Source organism: Comamonas terrigena NBRC 13299 (assembly GCF_006740045.1).
GTDB lineage: Bacteria > Pseudomonadota > Gammaproteobacteria > Burkholderiales > Burkholderiaceae_C > Comamonas > Comamonas terrigena.
Window position 1 is genome coordinate 16083 of sequence record NZ_AP019749.1, and the last position, 23685, is coordinate 39767.

The 23685-nt window shown below is 64.1% G+C and carries 21 protein-coding genes; 11 read left to right on the forward strand and 10 right to left on the reverse strand.

The features are described from left to right. The first annotated feature begins 20 nt into the window (after positions 1–20). Positions 21–434, forward strand: coding sequence for an NUDIX hydrolase (locus CT3_RS00030; RefSeq protein WP_066538454.1), 414 nt, complete (start codon positions 21–23; stop codon positions 432–434). 96 nt (positions 435–530) lie between these two features. Here the strand turns inward: CT3_RS00030 and CT3_RS00035 are convergent, their stop codons facing one another. The 3 genes from CT3_RS00035 to CT3_RS00045 form a co-directional block, all read right to left on the reverse strand. Further along, on the reverse strand, positions 531–1847 hold the full coding sequence (locus tag CT3_RS00035; RefSeq protein ID WP_066538457.1) for a hemolysin family protein: 1317 nt from the start codon (positions 1845–1847) through the stop codon (positions 531–533). Between the two features lie 57 nt (positions 1848–1904). Further along, positions 1905–2753: an undecaprenyl-diphosphate phosphatase gene (locus CT3_RS00040; RefSeq protein ID WP_066538459.1), complete on the reverse strand. Its 849-nt coding sequence runs from the start codon at positions 2751–2753 to the stop codon at positions 1905–1907. A 99-nt stretch (positions 2754–2852) separates the two neighbouring features. Beyond that, on the reverse strand, positions 2853–4121 hold the full coding sequence (locus CT3_RS00045) for a GGDEF domain-containing protein (protein WP_066538467.1): 1269 nt from the start codon (positions 4119–4121) through the stop codon (positions 2853–2855). Positions 4122–4459: 338 nt separating this feature from the next. On the opposite strand from CT3_RS00045, the gene CT3_RS00050 reads away from it, so the two are divergent. The 4 genes from CT3_RS00050 to CT3_RS00065 all read left to right on the forward strand — a co-directional run bounded on the left by CT3_RS00050 (position 4460) and on the right by CT3_RS00065 (position 8708). After that, complete coding sequence (locus tag CT3_RS00050; RefSeq protein WP_066538470.1) at positions 4460–5041, forward strand: carboxymuconolactone decarboxylase family protein; 582 nt, start codon at positions 4460–4462, stop codon at positions 5039–5041. 189 nt (positions 5042–5230) lie between these two features. Next, a complete protein-coding gene (locus tag CT3_RS00055; protein ID WP_127446167.1) occupies positions 5231–5515 on the forward strand; it encodes a hypothetical protein in 285 nt (94 codons plus the stop codon). A 424-nt stretch (positions 5516–5939) separates the two neighbouring features. Further along, positions 5940–8105 (forward strand): ATP-dependent DNA helicase DinG, encoded by a 2166-nt coding sequence (dinG, locus tag CT3_RS00060; RefSeq protein ID WP_083520480.1) that lies wholly within the window; start codon positions 5940–5942, stop codon positions 8103–8105. Between the two features lie 414 nt (positions 8106–8519). Beyond that, a complete protein-coding gene (locus tag CT3_RS00065) occupies positions 8520–8708 on the forward strand; it encodes a hypothetical protein (protein ID WP_098065989.1) in 189 nt (62 codons plus the stop codon). A 1170-nt stretch (positions 8709–9878) separates the two neighbouring features. On the opposite strand, the gene CT3_RS00070 is transcribed toward CT3_RS00065, so the two are convergent. Beyond that, positions 9879–10454 carry a Spy/CpxP family protein refolding chaperone gene (locus tag CT3_RS00070; protein ID WP_066538472.1) on the reverse strand — a complete coding sequence of 192 codons (576 nt, stop codon included), beginning with the start codon at positions 10452–10454 and terminating at the stop codon, positions 9879–9881. Between the two features lie 288 nt (positions 10455–10742). Here CT3_RS00070 and CT3_RS00075 point away from each other — a divergent pair, with 288 nt between their 5' ends. Beyond that, positions 10743–11789, forward strand: coding sequence for a recombination-associated protein RdgC (locus CT3_RS00075; RefSeq protein ID WP_066538478.1), 1047 nt, complete (start codon positions 10743–10745; stop codon positions 11787–11789). A gap of 28 nt (positions 11790–11817) precedes the next feature. Here the strand turns inward: CT3_RS00075 and CT3_RS00080 are convergent, their stop codons facing one another. From CT3_RS00080 to CT3_RS00100, 5 genes are all read right to left on the reverse strand, one after another. Next, on the reverse strand, positions 11818–13050 hold the full coding sequence (locus CT3_RS00080) for a GGDEF domain-containing protein (protein ID WP_098065992.1): 1233 nt from the start codon (positions 13048–13050) through the stop codon (positions 11818–11820). Positions 13051–13174: 124 nt separating this feature from the next. Continuing rightward, complete coding sequence (locus tag CT3_RS00085) at positions 13175–14194, reverse strand: sensor domain-containing diguanylate cyclase (RefSeq protein ID WP_066538486.1); 1020 nt, start codon at positions 14192–14194, stop codon at positions 13175–13177. A gap of 196 nt (positions 14195–14390) precedes the next feature. Then, positions 14391–15581 (reverse strand): acetyl-CoA C-acyltransferase family protein, encoded by a 1191-nt coding sequence (locus CT3_RS00090; protein ID WP_066538489.1) that lies wholly within the window; start codon positions 15579–15581, stop codon positions 14391–14393. A 155-nt stretch (positions 15582–15736) separates the two neighbouring features. Beyond that, on the reverse strand, positions 15737–16207 hold the full coding sequence (cueR, locus tag CT3_RS00095) for a Cu(I)-responsive transcriptional regulator (RefSeq protein ID WP_066538492.1): 471 nt from the start codon (positions 16205–16207) through the stop codon (positions 15737–15739). Beyond that, complete coding sequence (locus CT3_RS00100; protein ID WP_066538495.1) at positions 16170–16367, reverse strand: heavy-metal-associated domain-containing protein; 198 nt, start codon at positions 16365–16367, stop codon at positions 16170–16172. Before CT3_RS00100 ends, cueR begins: the two co-directional genes overlap by 38 nt. 386 nt (positions 16368–16753) lie before the next feature. Here CT3_RS00100 and CT3_RS00105 point away from each other — a divergent pair, with 386 nt between their 5' ends. Beyond that, positions 16754–18460 carry a methyl-accepting chemotaxis protein gene (locus CT3_RS00105; RefSeq protein WP_066538498.1) on the forward strand — a complete coding sequence of 569 codons (1707 nt, stop codon included), beginning with the start codon at positions 16754–16756 and terminating at the stop codon, positions 18458–18460. A 102-nt stretch (positions 18461–18562) separates the two neighbouring features. Here CT3_RS00105 and gstA read toward each other — a convergent pair whose 3' ends face one another. Next, positions 18563–19171: a glutathione transferase GstA gene (gene gstA, locus CT3_RS00110; protein WP_066538889.1), complete on the reverse strand. Its 609-nt coding sequence runs from the start codon at positions 19169–19171 to the stop codon at positions 18563–18565. Positions 19172–19558: 387 nt separating this feature from the next. Between gstA and mnmG the strand changes: the two genes are divergently transcribed. From mnmG to CT3_RS00130, 4 genes are all read left to right on the forward strand, one after another. Then, on the forward strand, positions 19559–21532 hold the full coding sequence (mnmG, locus tag CT3_RS00115; protein WP_066538891.1) for a tRNA uridine-5-carboxymethylaminomethyl(34) synthesis enzyme MnmG: 1974 nt from the start codon (positions 19559–19561) through the stop codon (positions 21530–21532). Continuing rightward, positions 21529–22191 carry a 16S rRNA (guanine(527)-N(7))-methyltransferase RsmG gene (gene rsmG, locus CT3_RS00120; RefSeq protein WP_066538501.1) on the forward strand — a complete coding sequence of 221 codons (663 nt, stop codon included), beginning with the start codon at positions 21529–21531 and terminating at the stop codon, positions 22189–22191. Before mnmG ends, rsmG begins: the two co-directional genes overlap by 4 nt. An 87-nt stretch (positions 22192–22278) precedes the next feature. Then, positions 22279–22893: a LysE family translocator gene (locus CT3_RS00125; protein WP_066538503.1), complete on the forward strand. Its 615-nt coding sequence runs from the start codon at positions 22279–22281 to the stop codon at positions 22891–22893. 11 nt (positions 22894–22904) lie between these two features. Next, positions 22905–23681 carry a ParA family protein gene (locus CT3_RS00130; protein ID WP_066538506.1) on the forward strand — a complete coding sequence of 259 codons (777 nt, stop codon included), beginning with the start codon at positions 22905–22907 and terminating at the stop codon, positions 23679–23681. Positions 23682–23685: the final 4 nt, after the last annotated feature.

Sequence of the window (23685 nt, forward strand, 5' to 3'; positions counted from 1 at the left end):
CACCCACCAACCCGCCCCCCATGCACCACCTGCACATCGCCGCCGCCTGTCTGTTCAACACCCAGGGCCACTTGCTGACCGTGCGCAAGCGCGGCACCCAGGCCTGGATGCTGCCCGGCGGCAAGCGCGATGGGGATGAAACGCCGCTGCGGGCCCTGGTGCGCGAGCTGCAGGAGGAGTTGCAGATCACCATGGCGGCCGCAGACTTTGCGCCCTTGGGCCAGTTCAGCGCCATTGCCGCCAATGAAGCGGCCACCCAGGTGCACGCCCATGTGCTGGTGGCGCACGCCCCCCTGCAGCAGACCGTGCAGGCCGCGGCCGAGATTGCGGGTGTGCAGTGGCTGGCACTGGACCAGCCGCTGCCGGACACCCTGGCGCCGCTGCTGCGCAGCCAGGTGATTCCGGCGCTGCGGGCGCGCAACGCGACAGCCTGAACACCGCCTGTGGCACCCTGCGCCAGCCTCCACCTGTGGCCCCCCCATGTAAAAAGGCTGCCCTGGGGCAGCCTTTTTGCGGGGAATGCGGGACGCTTACTCGTCCTGCAAGGTCTCAATCACATTGTCCTGCAGCCGGGTGGCCAGGATCTTGTCAATGATCTTGCCGTCCATGTCGACCACTTCGAACTGCCAGGATTCCCAGACCACCTTGTCGGCCTCGGTGGGCAGCTTGCCGGTCAGCAGCATGACCATGCCGCTGAGCGTCTGGTAGCGGCCTTTTTCCTCTTCCGGCACGCTCTTCAGGTTCAGGCGGTCCTTGAGCTCCATGATGGGAATGTGGCCGTCCAGCAGCCAGCTGCCGTCATCGCGCTGCACCGCCCAGGCGTCGCTGGGGTCTTCGGTGACGAACTCGCCGGTGATGGCTTCCATCAAATCGTGCACAGTCACAATGCCCTGCACCACGCCGTACTCGTCGACCACAAAGGCCATGGGCGCGCCGGAATTCTTGAAGTTCTCCAGCAGTTCCATGCCGGTGATGGTTTCCGGAATGTAGAGCGGTTTTTCCAGGAAGACGCTGGTGGGCGTCAGTTCGCGGTCGCCCTTGAGCGCATGGGCCATCCACTGGCGGGCATTGAGCACGCCCAGCAGGTCTTCAAAGCTGCCGCTGGTGACGGGAAAGCGCGCGTGGTCGTGCTCTTCGATCAGTGCCAGGTTCTCTTCAAAGCTGGCAGAGATGTCCAGGCACACCACATCGGAGCGCGGCACCATCAGCGAGGAGATCTGGCGATCGTCCAGGCGGAACAGGTTGCGCACCATGGCGTGTTCGTTCTGTTCGATGGCACCCGACGAGGTGCCTTCGGCCAACATGGCATGGATTTCATCCTCGGTCACCGAGGATTCATTGCTCTGGCGCACGCCCAGCAACTTGAGCAGACCCAGGGTGGAGCTGGTGAGCATCCACACGAAAGGCTTGGTCAGCTTGGCCAGCAGGTTGATGGGGCGGGCCACCAGACGGGCAATGGACTCGGGGTTGGTCTGGCCCAGGCGCTTGGGGACCAGTTCGCCCAGGACGATGGACACATAGGTGATCAGGACCACCACCACGGCCGTGGAGACCGTGCCGGCGTACTTGACCGGCATGCCCCATTGCTCCAGCCACACGGACAGCGGCTGGGCCAGTGCGGCTTCACCGAAGATACCGTTGAGCACACCGATGGAGGTGATGCCGATCTGGATGGTGGAGAGGAAACGTGTGGGGTCTTCCCCCAGCTTGAGCGCAGCAGCCGCAGCGCTGTCGCCCTCATCAATCAGCTTTTGCAGTCTTGCCTTGCGTGCCGTGACCAGCGCGATCTCGGACATGGCAAATACGCCGTTGAGCAGGATGAGGGCGATAAGTATCGGAATTTCCATGATGGTGGGTCGCTGCGGTGGCCTGCCGCAGCATTACAGCTTTCTTAGGGTGAAAGGTTATTGAATCAGGCCAAAGTACAGGCCCGCCAGAATCAGCAGGCCCAGCACAACACGGTACACAACGAAGAATGTAAAGCCCTTGTGTGAAATCAGGCGCATAAACCACACGATCACCGCATAACCGACGACAAAAGCGACAAACGTGGCAGCCAGCGTCATGCCCCACTGGTCGGGTGACATGGGCTCGCGCTTGAACAGCAGCATGTAAAAGCCCGACAGCAGCACGGCCGGAATCGCCAGCAGGAAGGAAAAGCGGGCCGCCGCCTCACGCGTCATGCCCAGCAGCAGGGCCACGGTGATGGTGCCGCCCGAGCGCGACACGCCCGGAATCAGCGCCATGGCCTGGGCCAGGCCCAGCAACACACCATCCTTGGCACCCAGCTGCGCAATCGTGCGGGTCTGGCTACCCCGGCGCTCGGCCCAGCCCAGCAGCAGACCGAAGACAATCAGCATCACCGCAGTCAGCGCCAGCGTGCGGAAGGTGGTTTCAATGAAATCACGCAGCAGCAGGCCCAGCACACAGATGGGGATGGTGCCCAGAATCACCAGCCAGGCCAGCTTGGCGTCGGCGCTCAGCGGCTCGCCCGCACGGCGGCTGCCGATCACGGGCAGCGAAGCCAGCCAGGCCGTCAGCATGCGCCACACGTCCTTGCGGAAATAGATCAGCACCGCCAGCTCGGTTCCCAGCTGGGTGATGGCGGTGAAGGCAGCGCCTGGGTCGGCATGGCCGGGCAGCAAAGGGCCCAGGATGCGCAGGTGGGCGCTGGAGGAGATGGGGAGGAATTCGGTCAGGCCCTGGACCAGGCCCAGGATCAGGGCATCCAGCCAGCCAAAGTTGGCGTGCATAGCGAAAAAAGCAGTTCAGCGAAGTGGGATGGCCGGCGCTCGCACAAAGTTCCCAGAGCGAACACGCAGCAAAAGTCACCCAGTGTAGCGCGCCGCTATTTAACTGGCTGGCCCTACGGCCGCTGCCTGCTGTGCCCAGCTGGGACGGCGCGGGTTGATCACCGGCATGGCAATCGAGGCCACACCGCAGACCTGGTTGCGCCCCTGTTCCTTGGCCTGGAACAGCAGGCTGTCGGCCAGCTTGAACACCGTGTCCACCGTGTCCTCGTCGCGCACCTGGGCCAGGCCCACGCTCACGGTGACATAGGGCGCGGTGGGCGAGGCGTCGTGGGCCAGGTTCAGGCCATGCAGGTCGATCAGCAGCTTTTCCATGCGCTTGCGCAGCGACTGCACATCTTCGTCATAGGCCACCAGGGCAAATTCCTCCCCGCCCAGCCGCACGGCCAGATCCAGCGGGCGGCGTGCATAGTCCGCCAGCAGATTGCCCACCAGCCGCAGCACCTCATCGCCGGCCTGGTGACCGTAGAGGTCGTTGTAGAGCTTGAAGTGGTCGATATCGATCACCGCCAGGAACAGGGATTCCTTCTCCCGCTTGGCGTGCAGCATGTTGCGCTGGAACTGCTCGCGAAAGATCCGGCGGTTGGCCAGCCCCGTCAACGGATCGTGGCAGGCCTCCCAGTCCAGCAGCTTGCGCAGCACGAACTGCTGGCGCAGTGCACGTTCGCGGAAATACGCCGTCACGCCGGACAGCACCAGCGTGACCCACATCATGATCACCACCAGCCAGTGCTCCGCCAGTTGCTGGGGTTGCGGCAGCAGCCAAGGTCCTGCAAAGGTAGTGACCACACACACCGATACCGCGGCCAGCAGGGCCTGGCGCAGCCGGATGCCCAGCGGATAGAGCGCCACCACCACGGTCAGCAGCATGACGATGCTGGCCTCGGGCAGGCCCAGCGATTTGGCCGTGTAGGAAGAAATCACCACCCCGCAGCCACAGGCCACCACCGACACCACGATCCAGAACTCATGGGTGGCGGACCGGGTTCCGGGGTGCAGCAAGACATACAGGGTGCACAGAAAGCAGGCCAGCACCACCCAGCGCTGCAGCATCACGCCCAGCACAAACTGCAGTTCCCGGCCGGTGCCCAGCACCGCCTGCATGCGCCACCAGTCAAAGGCCGCAAAGAAGATCCACACCAGGCCCAGAAAGCCCAGCGTGAACAGCGTGCTGCGGCGCTGCTGCACGCGCAGCTCCTGCGTGAATTCCTGTTCCAGCACCGGCGAGGCAAAACGCAGCATCTCCAGCGACTGCCCCATTTCCTGGCGCAGTGTCGCTGCTTCGTTTTCTGGGCTGACAGGGATGGCCATGGATGCAGGACTTTCGAAATGCCCCGGACTGCCCTGGCGTGCAACATGACGCCCAGGACGTGGGGGAGAGCTAGCGGTATTGTGGACAGGGGCTGTTACACGCGGGCTCCGCCAATACATTTGGTAACTGTAGGACAACATCTATTTGTCGATCTTGCGGCCCCGGCAGCCGGGGCTGCCACATGCCGGACATTCCAGGTTGGCAGGCAAGGACCTGCCGGCGTCCGCTGGGTGACCGCAGTGCAAGGCCCCTGCTCCTATCGTTGGCTTTTTCCTGTCCGAGCAGATCCGCACCGCGGCCCCGCGGCAGTCCCGGGTCTGCGCGATCGAAAGCCGCCATGTCTACCCCCTCTGCCGACCGCCTGCCCCCGATTCCCGAAAGTGACTGGACGCCCGAACAGCGGCGCCTGGCCCAACCCATCATCGATGGACCGCGCGGCGCACTGATTTCGCCCTTTGTGCCGCTGCTGCGCAGCCCGGAGCTGATGGACCATGCCCAGCGCATGGGCGAGTACTTGCGCTTTCGCAGCAGCATCGGTCTGCGGCTGTCGGAGCTGGCCATCTGCATCACGGCCCGCCACTGGTCGCAGCAGGTGGAGTGGGCCATTCACGCGCCCATTGCAGAACGTGAAGGGATTGCACCTGCGGCCCTGGCCGATATCGCCCTGGGCCGCACTCCCGGCGCCTTGCAGCCGGATGAAGCCGTGCTCTACGCCTTCTGTACCGAGTTGCACCGCCACCAGGGCATCAGCGACGCCACCTGGGCCCAGGCCGTTGCCCTGTGGGGCGAGCAAGGGGTGGTCGACCTGATCGGCGTCAACGGCTACTACACCTTGCTGTCGATGGTGATGAACAGCGCCCGCACCACGGTGCCGGCCTCCAGCGCCAGCCCCTTGCCGCCCTTGGGAAAAGGCGGCTGACCCCTCCCTGGGTCACGGATCCTCCACGCGCGCAGACCGGCAGACCGCATGGCCGGTGCGACCGCAGGCCACTTCGCGCGGGCAGGACCGCGCTGGTCCAGCCATATCCCGCCACCAATGCAAACCGTTTTGTATGGTTTCATATGAAATCATACAAACTGAAAACTCTGGTCCCGCCGCAGCTGAAACATGTTTTTCAGCCACTTCCGCATCAAATCCTTATTGAATCTATCTCAGACGCTACCTTTTTTGATAAGAGCGCTGTTACATTCCCTCCCGACTGCCTTTTTGGCAGGCAAATTGCACGGTGGGCATGGCCTGCCGTTGCCGGAAACTGAAAACGCATTGAAAACCGCTTTTCAGCGCCCCGTCCCTGCGGATTTTCACCCCACTGGGCCGCACCAGCACGGCAGCTTTTCCACACAAGATGTGAACACCCGCTTTCACCATTTTGTGGATAATTTTTTGGCCTGAATGGGCTGGGCATACGCCCCGCATGTGGATAACCATGCTCCCCCGACCTGTGCACAACATCTGTTTGATATGAAAAGATATTTTCAACACCCTGCGAATGTTGTTCCCAGGTATCAAGCGGCTATTCACAAACTTGTCCCAAGCCGCTAGGCTCTGCAATACCCCTCCCCACAGGCTGGCAGGCAGCGGTGCGGCAGGGATTTAGAGAGTGCTTGTCCACATGTGCCGCGAGGCTGCGACAATCGGTGAACGCAGCCGGATACCGGCTGCGTTGTATGGCATGCGGGGCTCCCTTGCATACAGCCTGCAATACGAGATTTGTAGTGTTTATTCATAAGATTTCACATCTTATCCACTACATATCCATGTATTTATTCATATAAAACACCGGTTTTCCCCCGCAAGACCGCTCTCCACACCCTCCATGAGCCAGGAAAAATGGGCCGCGCTGGCCCTTGAATCGTTCGATTCCGTTGTCGCATCCATCCCCGGGTTCCGCAGCCGTGACGGCCAACGGCGCATGGCCGATCAGGTGGCGCGCACGTTCGCCCAGACCCAGCTGGGCAAAATCGAGGAAGGCGCTCCTGAGCCGAAAAAATCGATCGCCGTGGTCCAGGCCGGAACCGGGGTGGGCAAGTCGCTGGCGTATTCGGTGCCCGCCATCAGCACCGCCCTGGCACGTGGCACGCGGGTGCTGATTTCCACCGCCACGGTGGCACTGCAGGAACAGCTGGTGAACAAGGATTTGCCGGCCCTGGCGCAGAAAATGCCGGTCCCTTTCAAATTTGCGCTGGCCAAGGGGCGTGGTCGTTTTGTCTGCAAACTCAAGCTCGAGCGGCTGTCCAGCACCGGTGAGCACAGCGAGGAGGCCGATGACCTCTTTGCCGAAGAAGAAGCTGCCCAGCGCAAGGCCCGGCCGCCGGCCGAAAAAGAGGCGCGCATGCAGTTCTATGCCAGCATGGCCGACGCCCTGGCCACCGGCGAATGGGATGGCGACCGCGACAGCCTGAAAACCCCGCCCGAGCCCGAGGCCTGGAGCCCCGTGGCCGCCGAAGGCAGCAGTTGCACCGGCAAGCACTGCCCGGTATTCAGCAGCTGCACCTACTACGAACGGCGCAAGGACATGGTGGCCGCCCAGGTCATCGTTGCCAACCACGATCTGCTGCTGTCCTCACTGGGCGCCCGCCTGCTGCCCGAGCTGGATAACTGCCTGCTGGTGCTGGACGAGGCCCACCACCTGCCGCAGACCGCCCTCTCCCAGTTCGCCTGCGAGATGGATTTGAGCCGCCTGCAGTGGATCGACAAGCTCACCAGCCGGGCCCTGCGCGTGGGCCAGCTGATGGAAGTGGAGGACATCGCCGAGCTGCCCGGCCACAGTGCCGGCCTGCGCCAGCACCTGACGGATCTGGCCCGCCTGGTGATGGAGATCTACGGCGACGCACTGAAGGGCCAGAAAGACAGCTGGGGCCCGGCCCGTGTACGGGCTCCACGCGGCGTTTTGCCGGAACCCCTGATCAACCCCCTGGCACAGGTCATGCACCACGCCAGCGGCTTTCTGGACGCCTTGCGGGCCATTTCCAAGGCCTTGCGCGCCGAGATCAAGGACAAGCCCGAGGAAGCCCAGCGCCTGTCCGCCCTGTATGCCCAGGTGGGCACCCTGGCACCGCGCCTGGAATCGGTGCACGACACGGCCCAGCTGTTGAGCCAGCAACCCGAGATGCAGGCCGACGGCAGCGCCCAGGTGCCCAATGCCAAATGGTTCACGCTGGAGATCGATGGCGACTACATCGTCGTCAAGGCCCATGCCAGCCCCATCCTGCCGGGAGCCACGCTGCGCCACCACCTGTGGAGCCAGGTGCGGGGCGCTGTGCTGACCTCGGCCACCCTGACCAGCTGCGGCGGCTTCGACTTCTTTCTGCGGGAAGCCGGCCTGCACGGCGACGCCAGCGTGCAGACGCTGGAGGTGGCCAGCCCTTTCGACTACGCCGCCCAGGGCACGCTGGTGGCCCACCAGACCCAGGCCGACCCGCGGGAGGCCCAGGCCTTCACCGCCGAGATGGTGGACGCCCTGCTGAACGACCTGGCGCTGGTGCAGGCCGGCGCCCTGGTGCTGTTCACTTCCCGCGAGCAGATGCGCCAGGCCGTGGACGCCCTGCCCTCCCACATGCGCAGCTACGTGCTGGTGCAGAACGCCATGCCACGCACCATGCTGCTGGCCGACCACCGCAGCCGGGTGGAGTCGGGCCTGCCCTCCATCATCTTCGGCATGCAGTCGTTTGGCGAGGGACTGGATCTGCCCGGCGCACTGTGCGAGTCGCTGTTCATCACCAAGCTGCCGTTTGCCCCCCCCGATGACCCGGTGGGCGAATCCCGTGCCGAGTGGCTGCGTACCAGCGGCCGCAACCCGTTCAACGAGCTGGTGGTGCCAGCCACCGCCATCCGCCTGGCGCAATGGGTGGGCCGTGCCATCCGCACCGAGGAAGACCAGGCCCATGTCTACTGCTACGACAAGCGCCTGGTTGCCACCAGCTATGGCGCCCAGCTGCTCAAGGGCCTGCCACCGTTCACTCTGGCCAAGCGCGCAGCCTAGCGCCGTCTGGCGGCCTTCTGCGCCCCTCGCAGAAGGGGGCAATCGCTGTGCGATACCGCATGCGTGGCATGGCCGCACCATGTGCAACCGTTCCAGCGCCTCGGAGAGCGGCTGTGCCCGGTGCGTGCGCCTGGATCAACCTCTGCCTGTTTTTTCAGCAGGAAAACGCACGCGCCTCCCGCCATCCTCACCATGCACATGCCCGCCATGGGCTGTGCACAACTGTTTTTTCAACGCGCCCTGCCTTCGCATCCCAGCCGTGTCCCTGCGGCCACGGATCGGCCGACAGTGCTGCGTCAGCGTCATTGAATTTTTTTGAACATTCCGGTTTTCAGAGGCAAGTTGTCCAGTTATCCCATGCCTTGCATAACTTTCTGTGGATAAAAACCGCTGAATGTCCAAAGAAACGGCGGCATGGTCACGCCGATCCGGCTGAAAAACGCTTTTCAAACCCAAGCAGTGCACGCGGCGAAGTATGCCGCTTTTCAGCGCACGGCCGTCTTCCGTTCCTCGAAAACCGGGGCTTTCCGTGCGGTCATGCCCTTTGTGGAGCCCCGATCTGGGAGTTCTCTCTATGACTTCTTCTTTATTTCAATGAAATAAATTAGTCGTAGTAGTAATGCACCGGTTTTTTTGTGGATAACCCACTGAGTCCATGCTTTTTCAAGAGCTTGCATGGTGGAAAAACATGTGGGTCATGCACAAGTTCTGCTGTCCTCGCAACGGGGACAACTGCGCATATCCCTGGATTTTTGTGGAAAACCTATTTTTTCAAGGAAACTTGTCCACAGAAGGATCTTCCCTCTGATGTAACGTAGTTTTAAGAGATTTTTATTGAAAACAAAAGGTATACAGCTATCAATTTTGATGTGAATAACTGAAAAGCCGAGGTTTACCAACAATCTGCCACCTCGGTGTTGGCAATCTGCTGGGCTCCAGAAACGACGGAAAAGTGGATTGAAAAAAACGCAACCGGAGTGGAAGGCATGAAAAACCGCGCAAACTTTGCGCGCAGATGTTGTTCCTATATTTAATTTTTTAAATTAGTAGTCATAGTAAGCACCGCCAGATTCTGTGGACAAGTCTTCTTTTTCGTTGTATTTCAATGGTTTGGAGATTGTTCAAGCATGTGGTTGGTACCGGGCTGCTGCTGTCACCCGATTGGGTACAAGCTGAAAAAAACTTTCCAGACAGTGGATAAGTGCCGAGTTGCTCTTTTTTTCTGCCCATGCTTGTCCACAGGCCTGGAAAGCACTCGAACAGGCTCCAACCAGCCGGAACAGGCCTCCTGGTGTGGTGGAGGAGGGCTTCCTACTGGATGTAACTCGGTTACGAAAGTTTGAAATGTCGCCAAACTAGGTAACTGAGTTACTTTTTTTGTCTAAGTTGTTGTTTTATATAGAATCTCTGCCCCGGGCGGTTGCCGGACACGGAGCCTGCAGCTGCATGCGCCGTGGCAGAGCTGGCCCGAGCGTCCTGGTGGTGCATCGCTGCCACCAAGGGGGTGGACCCGTGGTGGCGGCAAGCGGGTCCGTAGAGGGTCCGTGCCAGGGGCTGGAAGGTGAAAAGAATTTTTCGCGCTGTGTGGGGGGGCTGCGCGGGAAAAAACCGGAATGTGCTGCATGGGCGGCACATGCGGCCATGTGGCACATGTATGGCGGGCCTGCGGCTTCCGGGTCAAAACTGCAGGCATAAAAAAAAGCAGGCACAAGGCCTGCTGAAGAGGGTGGTGTCCCGGCTGGGCAACCGGGATGGCGCACGACCGAAACCGATTCAGGCGCCGGGCGCCGCAGCGGGGGCTGCCTGACTAGGCTGACCCATGCCGGGGTGGCCTTCGTCACGGGGACCGCCGCGGTGCATGCCAGGACCTTTGCCATGGCCGTGGCCGTGCATGGGCATGGCCACATCGAATGCTTTTTGCTGCGCCGGATTCAGGCTGGCGTAGAAGGCCTTGGTGGCGTTTTCACGCTGCTCGATGGCGGCGTTGCGTTCCTTGCGCAGGCTCTGGGCCTGGTCAATGCGCTGGGGCGTGGTCAGCTTGTTGAAGGCCTCACGGTCCATGCGAGGCGCTTTGCGCTCTGCAGGGCGGGTGGCTTCCACGTACTTTTTCCAGGCACCTTCCTGGGCGGCGGTCAGCTGCAGCAAGGGCTTGACGCGTTCCATGTGCTGGGCATGCATGGCGGCAGGGTCCAGGGCAGGGCGGCCCGCCTGGTGGGGGTGGGCAGGGGCGGTCTGGGCCGTGGGGGCTGCCGGTGCGGCGGTGTTCTGTGCCCACACGGGCAGGGTGAAGGCGCCGGCCAGTGCAGCAGCGGTGGCGGTGGCGATCAGGGAGCGTTGCAAGAGGGCCATGGTGATGTCCTTTCCTTCAGGTTGAGGGGGACGCTGCAGCTTGGTTGCAGCGCTTGAATGCAAGTGTGGGGACTGTCTGTAAGCGTTCCATGTGGAAACCGTGATGCTGTGTAAAGTAATGCGAAGCCTGGAGACCCTCTGCACCCCGTAGCTGGCAGGGCAGGGTGGTCCACAATGGGCAAATGAGGGATTACCACGCCACCAGGTCGGCGTGGATAGCCATGGTTTGGATAAGGCGCAGCGCCGACGGAGGCGCTGCGCTGCATGACACAGAAAAGAGGTTGCTGCGTGTTCAAGAACATGATCGTGTACCGCATTGCCGCGCAATGGCAGGGTGCACTGGAACAGATGGAAGAAGCGCTGCAAAAGACGCCTTTCACCCCCTGTGGAGCGACGCAGGAAAAGTCTTCCGGCTGGGTGCCACCGCGTGGCGAGGAGCATGGGCTGCTGGCCGAAAGCGTGGGTGGCCAATGGGTGATGCGCTATATGAGCGAGAGCAAGATGCTGCCCGCCAGCGTGCTCAACCGCAAGGTGGCGGAGAAGGCCGAAGCGATTGAAAAAGAGTTCGGCCGCAAACCGGGCAAAAAGGAAAAGCAGGAGCTCAAGGACGAAGCCAAGCTGGACCTGCTGCCCATGGCCTTCACCAAGCAGGGGGCCATGTGGGTCTGGCTGGATCCGCAGGCCAAGCTGCTGGTGCTGGACACCGGCGCCCAGGGCCGTGCCGACGAGGTGGTGACGCTGCTGGTTGAAAGCCTGCAGGGCTTTGGCGTGGCGCTGCTCGATACGCAGACCAGTCCCCAGGCAGCCATGGCGCACTGGCTGATCAGCCAGGAGCCGCCGGTGGGTTTTTCGGTGGACCGCGAATGCGAGCTCAAGGCCGCGGACGAATCCAAGGCGGTGGTGCGCTACGCACGCCACCCGCTCGATATCGACGAGGTCAAGCAGCATGTGGAGCAGGGCAAGCTGCCGACCAAGCTGGCCATGACCTGGGACGACCGCGTGAGCTTTGTGCTGAGCGACACCCTGCAGGTCAAGAAGATTGCCTTCCTGGACAGCGTGCTGGATGAGGCCGGCGATGAAGGCGGTTTTGACACCGATGTGGCGATTGCCACCGGTGAATTGAGCCGCCTGATTCCGGACCTGATCGACGCCCTGGGCGGTGAAGGCCGTACCGAGCTGGGCCAGGACCTGCCTGCAGCATTGCAGCCGTCGGGCTCGGGGACCGAAACCCTGGCGGTGCGCGTGGCCGGTGGCAGGCCGGCTGGGCAGGGCGGCAAGGTGACCGGGCCGGCCGAAGCCCCGGTGGACACCGATCCGCAGAGCATGCCGTTCTGAAGGCGGTGGCGGGGCCGCAGCGGCGCCTTCAAAACGGCGCGTCGCGGTGGCTGCGCTCAAAGAAACGCAGCGACTCTGCCGTGGGCTGTGCCAGCACCACCCGGTTGCGGCCGTTGCGCTTGGCTTCGTACATGGCGGCATCGGCGGCCGCCACCAGGGCCTCCCATGGGCTGGGCTGCTGGAGCTGGGCGGTGTAGACCCCCACACTGATGGTGAACTCCAGGCGGGGGCCGGTGCTCAGCTGCAACGGGCTCAGGCGCACGGCATCGCACAGGCGCTGGGCCAGGGGCAGGGCCTCGGCGGAATGGGTGTGGGGCAGCAGCAGCACGAACTCCTCCCCGCCATAGCGCGCCGCCAGATCGCCTTTGCGCAGCTGGCTCTGCAGCGTGTGGGCCACGCTCTGGATCACCCGGTCGCCCACCAGGTGGCCGTGGCTGTCGTTGATGCGCTTGAAGAAATCGATGTCCAGCACCACCACCGACAAGGGCATGCCGGTGTGCACGGCCTGGGCCATGGCGTCGAGCAGGCCTTGCACCAGGGCCGTGCGGTTGGGCAGCTGGGTCAGCGGATCGAGCCGGGCCTTGTCCTGGTCCAGCGCGGCCTGGCGGTCGTGCAGCATCAGCAGCAGACCGATGCTGGAGAGCACCAGGTTCACGAACAGCGTCAGGCAGACGCTCCACAGCGCCAACTGCTCATACACCGACAGGCGCTGGCGCGAAAACGGCAGGGGAGAGGTTTCCTGCACGATCAGCGGCAGCAGGGCCAGACTCTGCGCCAGCACCGCCACCACCACCAGCACCCAGCCGCTGCCAGGCGTGCTGCGGCGCATGCGTTGCAGCAGCCACAGCAGGTAGAGCAGCTGGCCCAGCAGCAGGGCGGCATGCAGGCGGTGAAACAGCCCCCAGTCCTGCGGCAGCAGCAGCGCTGCCAACGCCATGGTGATGGCCTGGGGCAGAAACAGGATCAGGCTGTCGCGCACCAGGCGGTCGCTCTGGCGAAAGCGCTGCAGCGCAATGGTGAAACAGGAGGTGGCCAGACAGACCAGCAGCAGGGAGGCCATCAGCAGCGCCAGGCTGGCGTTGCGGCTGACCAGGGCCAGCAGCAGATAGGCCATGCCGATCAGGGTGTTGCACCACAGCCCCTGGGACAGGCCCTGGTACCAGAACGGCCGCCCCAGCACCCAGATCACCCAGGCCAGCACCCAGGCAGCCAGGCCGATCATGCCCAGGGCTGTGAGGAAGTCTGGCGCTAACGAAGACATGGCTTGGCTAGGGATAGGCTATGAAGCCATCCTAGCCCAAGCTTTTGCCTGTGGTTCGCCATGCCCCGGTTTGGAGCAAAACGGCCCTGTAAGCCCTTTTAGAGGGTGGTGGTAGGGCAGGACCTCAGTGGATGCCGGAACGCGTGCGACGGCGCGTTTTGTTCTCGTACATGGCGGCGTCGGCCAGGGCCAGGGCCTGCTCGGTGCTGGTCTGCGCCGGGTGCACGGCCACCACGCCGACGCTGGCGCCGGGGTAGTGCAGCAGATCCTCCGCCACGGCCACATCGCACTGGGTGGCCAGCGCCAGGCGCTCCTCCAGCTCGTACAGCACCTGGGTCGCCGATTGCGAAATCTCCGGGCCGGTGCCCACCATGACGAACTCGTCGCCGCCGATGCGTGCGGCAAAGTCGCTGTCGCGCAGCGCATTCAGCAGCTGGCGCGCCACGGTCTGCAGCAGCTGGTCGCCCGCTTCGTGGCCGTGCTGGTCGTTGATCTGCTTGAAGCCGTCCAGGTCGATGAAGGCCAGCAGCACGCTGCGTCCGTCGCGCTCGGCCCGGGCCCACATGCGGGGCAGCTCCTCCATCAGGGCATGGCGGTTGGGCAGGCCGGTGAGGGCGTCGGTCAACGCATAGTTGGCCAGCTCCAGATTGCGTTGCTGCAGCTCTTGCAGCAGCAGCTCCCGCTCCACCTGCTGGCCGATCAGGCCGGCGAACAGCTCCAGCGTGGCCATGGCACCGTCGGGCATGGCCTGCTCGACGCCGCTGGCAGCGCACAGCGTGCCGTAGAGCTGGCCCTGGGGCAGGCGCACCGGGGCGCTGACATAGGTATGCAGGCCCAGGGCGCGGGCGGCCTCGGAATCGCCCCAGCTGGAGACCACATCCGCCGTATAGGGCTGGCGGTCCTCCAGCGCGCGGCGGCACAAGGTGTCCTGCCAGGGGACGACCAGGCCTTCGGGCATCTCCAGCCGACCGCGGTTGCAGGTGTACAGCACATGCTGCTGGCTGTGGGGCAGGTCGATGCGGGTGAGGTAGGTGGAATCCAGTTTGGTCACCTGCTGCAGCATGTCCAGCAGGGGGCGGGTCAGCTCCTCCAGGGACTTGGCATGAACGAGGGTGTGGCTCAGACGGGGCAGCAGGGATTCCATGGGAGGCACGGGAGCAGGGTGGTCAAGGCTCGGATGATAGGGCGCGCGCAGCGCAACAGACGATGGCGCGGCTCGGGATGTGTGACAGAGCTTGTCTTAGCGCAGCGGTCGTTGCGGATGCCGGGTTTCAGTTGCTCGGAAGGAGGCTGGAACCCGGCATCAACACGGGAGGGCCAGCCCCCGCGCCGGGCGGGCGTCAGACGCGCTCGAAGATGGCGGCAATGCCCTGGCCGCCGCCGATGCACATGGTCACCAGCGCATAGCGGCCACCGGTGCGGTGCAGCTCGTAGACCGCCTTGGTGGTGATGATGGCGCCGGTGGCGCCCACGGGGTGGCCCAGCGAGATGCCCGAGCCATTGGGGTTGACCTTGGCGGGGTCCAGCCCCAGTTCCTGGATCACGGCGCAGGCCTGGGCGGCAAAGGCTTCGTTGGCCTCGATCACGTCCATGTCCTGGATCTTCAGGCCTGTGCGGGCCAGCACCTTCTGGGTGGCGGGGACCGGGCCGATGCCCATATAGGCCGGCTCCACACCGGCGTGGGCATAGCCCACCAGGCGGGCCAGCGGCTTGACGCCCAGGGCCTGCACGCGGTCGCCGGCCACCAGGGTGACGGCGGCAGCACCGTCGTTGATGCCCGAGGCATTGCCGGCCGTGACCGAGCCGCCTTCCTTCTTGAATGCGGGCTTCATGCCCGCCAGGGTCACCAGTGTGGTGGCCGCACGCACATGTTCGTCGGTGTCGAACAGCACCGTGCCCTTGCGGCTGGCGATTTCCACCGTAACGATCTGCTCCTTGAAACGGCCGGCCTCGATGGCGGCCGCGGCGCGCTGCTGGCTCAGCACGGCCAGTTCGTCCTGCATGCTGCGGGAGATCCGGTAGCGCTCGGCCACGTTCTCGGCCGTGATGCCCATGTGCATCTTCTGCCAGGGGTCGTGCAGGATGCCCAGCATGTAGTCGATGCTCTTGGCGTCGCCCATGCGCTGGCCCCAGCGGGAGGCCAGGTCGAAATAGGGGCCGCGGCTCATGGATTCGGCGCCGCCGCCAATCGCCACATCGCAGTCGCCCAGGGAAATGGCCTGGGCGGCGGACACGATGGCCTGCAGGCCGGAGCCGCACAGGCGGTTCACATTGAAGGCCGGGGTTTCGATGGGGCAGCCGGCATCGATGGCCGCCACGCGCGACAGGTAGGCATCCTTGGTGTCGGTGGGGATGACATTGCCCATGACCACATGGCCCACGGCATCAGGGGCGATGCCGGCGCGCGTGATGGCCGCCTTCACGGCGGTGGTGGCCAGCTGGGTGTTGGGCACATCCTTGAGGCTGCCGCCGAAAGTGCCGATGGCGGTGCGGGCTGCGCTGACGAGGAAAACCTCGCGGGTCTGGCTCATGCTTGTCTCCTGAGAAAGTGGTCGGGGTGCTGGCGCGGCCTCGCTGTGCCGGGTCCAGCCGCAAATTGTGCGTTTGCACATTGGAAATGCAAAGCCCCGCCGCCCGGGTCATCTGCGTGACCGGATGCGGCGGGGCCCTGGGTGTGGCGCTCGCTTCAGTGCGGGGGGGCGAGTTCCGGCGCGGCCAGATCGTCCAGGATGGGGCAGTCCGGGCGGTCATCGCCCCGGCAGCAGGACACCAGCGATTGCAGGCTGCGCTGCATGGCCTGCATGGCGGCAATGCGCTCGCCCAGTTCGGCAATGTGCTGCTGGGCAATCTGCTTGACCTGGGCGCTGCTGCGCGCCTGGTCGCGCCACAGGCCCAGCAGCAGGCTGATCTCTTCCATGGAAAAGCCCAGATCGCGGGAGCGGCGGATGAAGCGCAGCGTGTGCACGTCGGCCGGACCATACTGGCGGTAGCCGCTGTCGGTGCGGGCCACTTCAGGCAGCAGGCCCAGCGATTCGTAATGCCGCACCATGCGTGCCGACACGCCGGCCAGGCGTGCGGCGTCGCCAATGGGCACCGGCCAGTGGGCCGGTGCCACCGCCTCAGGCGGCGACCTGGTAGCCTTCTTCGGCGATGGCATGGCGCAGGGCCTCGCGTTCGGCGGCGCTTTGCACCACCACTTTCTTCTGGGCCCGGTCGATCTGCACCTGGGCCGATGCATCGACTTCGTGCACCGCATTGGTGACGGCGCGCTCGCAATGGCCGCAGGTCATGCCTTCAACGTGAAATTCATGTTCCATGGTGGTTCTCCTGAGAAAAAAGAGGCGGACCCGGATGGGTGTGCTGCCTGGGATGGGTCCATGATGAACCTTCACATGATGGCAAAGTCAAGCCGGTTTTGCAGTCCCCCGCCATGGCGCAGATGGTTTCACGTGAAACCAAAAAGGCAGGCGATGGAGATGCTGCACTGCACAAAGAGCCGGAGGAAGTTGCCTGAGTGACTGAAACCCCGTATTCCCGGGGAATTCCCGTCAGTTTCCCCAGGCCACGAAGGGGCGATGTCTGGCAAACTTTGACACTTCTATCCAGAATTTGCATTTATTTGCAATATGACGCCGACGGACGTGGAAATCCTGTGTGTTCAGCTGGATCTGTCTGTTGCTCAGTGCTTTGGAGGTTTGCGGTCATGAATGTGTTTGCACTCATGCGGGGTTTCACGATCAGGTTGCGCATGTTGGGCGCCATCGCGGTGGTATTGGTGCTGCTGGGCCTGCTGGGAGGGGCCGGGATGTGGGGCATGTTCCGCATCCAGGACATGAGCCAGGATTTCCGTCAAACCTCGTACACCAAGGCCCAGCACCTGTCCCAGCTGCGCGCCAGCCTGGGCCTGGTGCGCCAGCACGAGAAGGACATGATCATCCAGTACGAAAACCCGGAGCGCGTGACCAAGGCCAAGGAGTCGTGGCTCAAGGGGCTGGAGCAGGTCAAGGCCGTGTCCCAGAAGTTCGTGGGGGAGGTCAGCGATGCCGACGATGCGCTCGTGCAGGAGCTGATGCAGCGCATGGACAACTACCAGAAGCAGTTCGAGCCGGTGGTGCGCCAGCTGGAAGCCAATGGCTATGACACCGCCACCATCGCCTACCGCATGGGCAACAAGGCCATGGCCGAGCTGGTGGAAGTGGACACCCTGGTGCAGAAGCTGGCCCAGGTGCTGCAGGACGAGGCGGATGCCGCCCAGCGCAACGAAAGCGAAGCCGCCACGCAGACCCAGTGGCTGTTCCTGCTGTCCGTGGTGATCACGGTGCTGGTGGTGGCTCCGCTGACGCTGCTGAACATGGTGTCCATCTGTCGCCCGCTGGAAATTGCCCGCCGCATGGCGCTGGCCATTTCCAAGGGCGATCTGTCCCAGCAAATGCAGGTGGAAGGCAAGGATGAAGTGGCCGACCTGCAAACCGCGCTGCAGGAAATGCGCCGCAGTCTGAACCTGATGGTGGGCCAGGTGCATGACGCCAGCGGCAACATTGCCACGGCCAGCCAGGAGATCGCCATGGGCAACACCGATCTGTCCAGCCGCACCGAGCAGACTGCCAGCAACCTGCAGCAGACCGTGGCGTCGCTGATGCAGCTGACCTCCACCGTGCAGCAGACCGCGAGTTCGGCCCAGCTGGCCAACCAGCTGGCAAGCTCGGCCAGCGACACCGCACTGCGCGGCGGCGCCATCGTCCAGCAGGCGGTGCAGAGCATGCAGGACATCTCCACCTCCAGCCGCAAGATCAGCGACATCATCGGCCTGATCGACTCGATTGCCTTCCAGACCAACATCCTGGCGCTGAATGCGGCCGTGGAAGCGGCCCGTGCCGGTGAGCAGGGCCGTGGCTTTGCCGTGGTGGCCGGGGAAGTGCGCCTGCTGGCAGGCCGCAGTGCCGAAGCCGCCAACGAGATCAAGCGCCTGATCCAGACCAGCGTCAGCGCCGTGGATGGCGGTGTACGCCATGTGGAAGAAGCGGGCCTGAACATGCAGGAAATCGTCGACAGCGTCCGCCGGGTGGGCGACATCATTGGCGAGATCACTGCGGCCTCGAACGAGCAGTCGTCGGGCATTGGCCAGGTGAACCAGGCCGTGGGCGATATCGACCGCATGACGCAGCAGAACGTCGCGCTGGTGGAAGAGGCCTCGGCCGCCGCCGATTCGCTGCGCGACCAGGCGGGTCGCCTGGCCCAGGTGGTCAACCAGTTCCACCTGGACCAGAGCCTGCAGGTGCAGCATGGCAGCCGTGCTCCGGCCGCTGCGGTCGGCAGTCTGCCGGGCGCCGGCCGGCCAGTGGCGGCGCCGCGCGCTCAGCCCAAGGTGGCGGCAGCCCCGCGCAAGGAAGAGCGTGCGCTGCTGAGCTGATCCGCTCCAGATCTGCTCCAGATATGAAAAGGCCTCCAGTTGGAGGCCTTTTTCGTTGGTGGCAGCGTTGCACGGTCTGTGCATCGGCCCTTCAGCGGCGGCTTATTTGGCCAGGCCTTCGGCGCGCAGGGCGGCCTGCACGGCCGGGCGGCTGCCCACACGCTGGCGGTAGGCCTGCAGCTGCGGCAGGTCGCCCAGTTCCAGGCCCACATGCTGGGCCCAGTTGGAGACGGTGAACAGGTAGGCGTCGGCCACACAGAACTGGGCGCCGGTCAGGTAGTCCTTGCCGGTCAGCTCCTTTTCCACCCACGCGAAGCGCTTGCGCAACTGGGCCAGGATGGTGGGCTTGTAATCGGCGGGGGTGCTGGGGTTGAACAGCGGGCCAAAGCCCTTGTGCAGTTCGGTGCCGATGAAATTCAGCCATTCCTGCACGCGGTAGCGCTCCAGGGTGCCGCTGGCCGGAATCAGCTGCTTGGCTGGCACCTGGTCGGCGATGTACTGCACGATCACCGGGCCTTCGCGCAGGGTCTGTCCGTTGTCCAGCACCAGGAAGGGCACATAGCCCAGCGGGTTGATGGTGTAGAAGTCCGTGCCGTCCTGCAGCGTGTGGGTCTTGGTGCTGGCCAGAATGGCTTCGTAGGGCAGGCCGGCTTCTTCCAGCACGATATGGGGGGACAGGGAGCAGGCGCCGGGGCTGTAGTAAAGCTTCATGGTGTGTGGCATGCCCGCGCAGGGCAGGGGGTTGAACACAGTTGCACATGCTAAATCGCCGCACGCCCGGCTGCCAAATCCCTGCTGGACACAAGGCTGGACGGGCTGCAGTCCTGCGTGTTTCACGTGGAACACACCGGGAGGCGGCAGGGCCTGCGGTATCCAGGCATGGAGAAAACCGCGGTTCCAGCCTGGGCGAAAGACAAGGTGGGCAAAGGGTGGGAAAATCAAGGGTTTGCACGCGCCTGCACATTTGCATGCAGCGCGGAATGCCGGGGTGACAGCGCGTTAGGCCTGCACAGACGCCGGCGGCAGTGGCAGCCTGTTGCCTGCACTGCCAAGACCTCGGGTGGCATGGCGATGCCGCCCGCGACGGAGTTGAAGAACATGCTGTACCCCCAAGAATTTGATGTGATCGTCGTCGGCGGCGGTCACGCCGGCACCGAGGCCGCACTGGCTGCCGCCCGCATGGGCTGCAAGACGCTGCTGCTGTCCCACAATATCGAGACCCTCGGCCAGATGAGCTGCAATCCGTCCATCGGCGGCATCGGCAAGGGCCACCTGGTCAAGGAAGTGGACGCCATGGGCGGTGCCATGGCGCTGGCCACCGACCAGGGCGGCATCCAGTTCCGCATCCTGAACAGTTCCAAGGGCCCGGCCGTGCGCGCCACGCGGGCCCAGGCGGACCGCATCCTGTACAAGGCGGCGATCCGGGAGATGCTGGAGAACCAGCCCAATCTGTGGCTGTTCCAGCAGGCGGTGGACGACCTGATGGTGGAGGGCGACCGCGTGGTGGGTGCGGTCACCCAGGTGGGCATCCAGTTCAAGTCCAAGACCGTGGTGCTGACGGCCGGCACCTTCCTGGACGGCAAGATCCACGTGGGCCTGGACAACTATGCAGCCGGCCGCGCCGGCGATCCGCCCGCGGTCACGCTGTCGGCGCGCCTGAAGGAGCTGAAGCTGCCCCAGGGCCGCCTGAAGACCGGCACGCCGCCGCGCATCGATGGCCGCAGCATCGACTTCAGCCAGTGCACCGAGCAGCCCGGCGACGGCATGCCCGGCGGCATGAACGAAGGCCATGTGCCGGTGTTCAGCTTCCGCGGCAATGCCGCCATGCACCCGCAGCAGATGCCGTGCTGGATCACGCACACCAACGAACGCACGCACGAAATCATCCGCAGCGGGTTTGACCGCAGCCCGATGTTCACCGGCAAGATCGAAGGGGTGGGCCCGCGTTACTGCCCCAGCGTGGAAGACAAGATCAACCGCTTTGCGGACAAGGACAGCCACCAGATCTTTCTGGAGCCGGAAGGCCTGACCACGCACGAGTACTACCCCAACGGCATCTCCACCTCGCTGCCTTTCGACATCCAGTACGCGCTGGTGCGCAGCATGAAGGGGCTGGAGAACGCGCACATCCTGCGCCCCGGCTATGCCATCGAATACGACTACTTCGACCCCCGTGGCCTGAAGAGCAGTTTCGAGACCCGCCAGATCCAGGGCCTGTTCTTTGCGGGCCAGATCAACGGCACCACGGGCTACGAGGAAGCCGCGGCCCAGGGCCTGTTCGCCGGCATCAACGCCGGTCTGCAGGCGCGCGGCCAAGGTCCGTGGATGCCGCGCCGTGACGAAGCCTATCTGGGGGTGCTGGTTGACGACCTGATCACCAAGGGTGTGACCGAGCCCTACCGCATGTTCACCAGCCGCGCCGAGTTCCGTCTGCAGCTGCGTGAAGACAATGCCGATATGCGCCTGACCGAAATCGGTCGCCAGCTCGGTGTGGTGGGCGATGCGCAGTGGGAGCTCTTCAACCGCAAGCGCGATGCTGTTTCACGTGAAACAGAACGCCTGAAGGCCACCTGGGTAAATCCGCGCAATCTGCCTGCAGCCGAATCCGAACGCGTGCTGGGCAAGAGCATCGAGCACGAATACAACCTGTTCGACCTGCTGCGCCGCCCGGGGGTGGGCTATGCCGCCCTGGTGGGCATGGACGGCGGCAAGTATGAAGCGGCCGAGGTGTCGCGCGAAGCGCTGGGCGACCTGCACGACGATGTGCTGGAGCAGGTGGAGATTGCCGCCAAGTATTCCGGCTACATCGACCGTCAGAAGGAAGAGGTGCAGCGCGCTGCCCACTACGAATCGCTGAAGCTGCCGGCCGAGCTGGACTACATGCAGGTGGCGGCCTTGTCGATCGAGGTGCGCCAGAAGCTGCAAAAGCACCGGCCCGAGACATTGGGCCAGGCCTCGCGCATTTCCGGCGTCACGCCGGCGGCGATCTCGTTGCTGATGATTCACCTGAAGAAGGGCGGCTTCAAGGGCTTTGCGCCTGCAGCCGCCACCGGCACGGAGCAACAGGCATGAGCGCGGCACTGCGGTCCCAGCTGGAGCAGGGTGCCCAGCAACTGAACCTGGGCCTGGGGGTGGCGCAGATCGACACCCTGATGGCCTTCCTCGACCTGCTGCAGAAGTGGAACAAGGTCTACAACCTGACGGCCGTGCGCGACCCGCAGGAGATGATGACCCACCACCTGCTGGACAGTCTGGCCGCCGTGCCTGCGCTGCGCCGCCATGTGGCCAGCCTGGGGCGCCAGCCCGGCGAGCGGGTGGCGCAGCTGGATGTGGGCTCGGGCGGTGGTTTGCCGGGCGTGGTGTTTGCCGTGTGCTGCCCGGAGGTGGATGTGCACTGCGTGGACACCGTGGCCAAGAAGGCGGCTTTCCTGCAGCAGGCGGCGGTATCGCTGAAGCTGCCCAACCTCAAGGGCATCCACGCCCGGGTGGAAAGCCTGAAGGGACCGTACGACATCGTCAGCTGCCGGGCCTTCGCCTCGCTGATCGACTTCACCACCTGGTCGCGTGGCGCCATCGCGCCGCAAGGCATCTGGTTCGCCATGAAGGGCAAGAAGCCCGACGACGAGATGGCCGCGCTGGGCGCCGATGTGCAAGTGTTTCACGTGGAACACTTGCAGGTTCCCGGCCTGGATGCGGAGCGCTGCATCGTCTGGTTGCGCCCCATTGGCTGAGCGCGCTGGTTCAGTGGTTGCAGTTGGAAGCTGCACTGCAAGCTGCGGTCGCATAAACTCGGCGCTTTGATAGAGCAGGGTACATGCATGCTGGGCGTGGCTGATTACGGCGCTTTCGTTGTCGCCATTCTTCTTTTTCTCCTCATTCCTGGGCCAGGCAATCTGGCCTTGATCACCTCCACCGGCCAGGGCGGCATGCGCGCCGGCATGGTCACCGGGTTGGGCGTGATCGCCGCAGACCAGGTGCTGATGTGGCTGGCGGTGGCCGGCGTGTCGGCCTTGCTGGCTGCGCACCCGGCGCTGTTCCATGCGGTGCAGTACCTGGGGGTGGCCTATCTGGGCTGGCTGGGCTGGCGCATGCTGCGGGCCCAGCCCGGCGATGCGCCGGTGCTGAAGATGGCACCACGCCAGTACTTCCGCCAGGGTGCCCTGATCACCTTGCTCAACCCCAAGGCCATCGTGTTCTACATGGCGTTCTTCCCGCTGTTTGTCGATCCTGCCCAGCACCGGGGCGTGCTGACCTTTGCGGTCATGGCCGCCACGGCGGCGCTGCTGACGGCGCTGTACAGCGTGGTGGTGGTGCTGCTGACGGCCCGCATGGCCCAGCGCCTGCGGGCCAATCCCGTGGTGGTGCGTGTGCTGAATAAGACAGCAGGTGTGTTTCTGATCGGTTTTGGCCTCAAGTTGGCCATCTCCAAGTAAGCTAAAAAACTATGGCCAAAATCTTCTGTGTCGCCAACCAAAAAGGTGGCGTCGGCAAAACCACTTCGGCAGTGAACCTGGCAGCCGGTCTGGCCAGCATCGGCCAGCGCGTGCTGCTGGTCGATCTGGATCCCCAGGGCAATGCCACCATGGGCTCGGGCGTGGACAAGCGCGCGCTGGAGCTGACGGTGTATGACGTGCTGCTGGAAAACGCCTCCGTCAAGGAAGCCGCCGTGCATTCCGAGCAGGTGGGCTACCACGTGCTGGGTGCCAACCGTGAGCTGTCGGGCGCAGAGATCGAGCTGGTGTCGCTGGAACGCCGCAACGAACGCCTCAAGGGCGCGCTGAGCACCGTCGATGGCGACTACGACTTCGTGCTGATCGACTGCCCGCCTTCGCTGTCCATGCTGACGCTGAACGGCCTGTGCTCGGCCCACGGCGTGATCGTGCCCATGCAGTGCGAGTACTTCGCGCTGGAAGGCCTGACCGATCTGGTGAACACCATCAAGCAGGTGCACGCCAACATGAACCCGGACCTGCAGATCATCGGCCTGCTGCGCGTGATGTTCGACCCCCGCACCACCCTGCAGCAGCAGGTCAGCGACCAGCTCAAGGACCACTTTGGCGACAAGGTGTTCGACACCGTCATCCCCCGCAATGTGCGTCTGGCCGAAGCCCCCAGCTACGGCCTGCCGGGCGTGGTGTTCGACCCGTCCGCCAAGGGCAGCAAGGCCTTCATCACCTTTGCCAAAGAGATGGTGGGCCGCATCAAGAAGATGCGCGTCTGAGCAT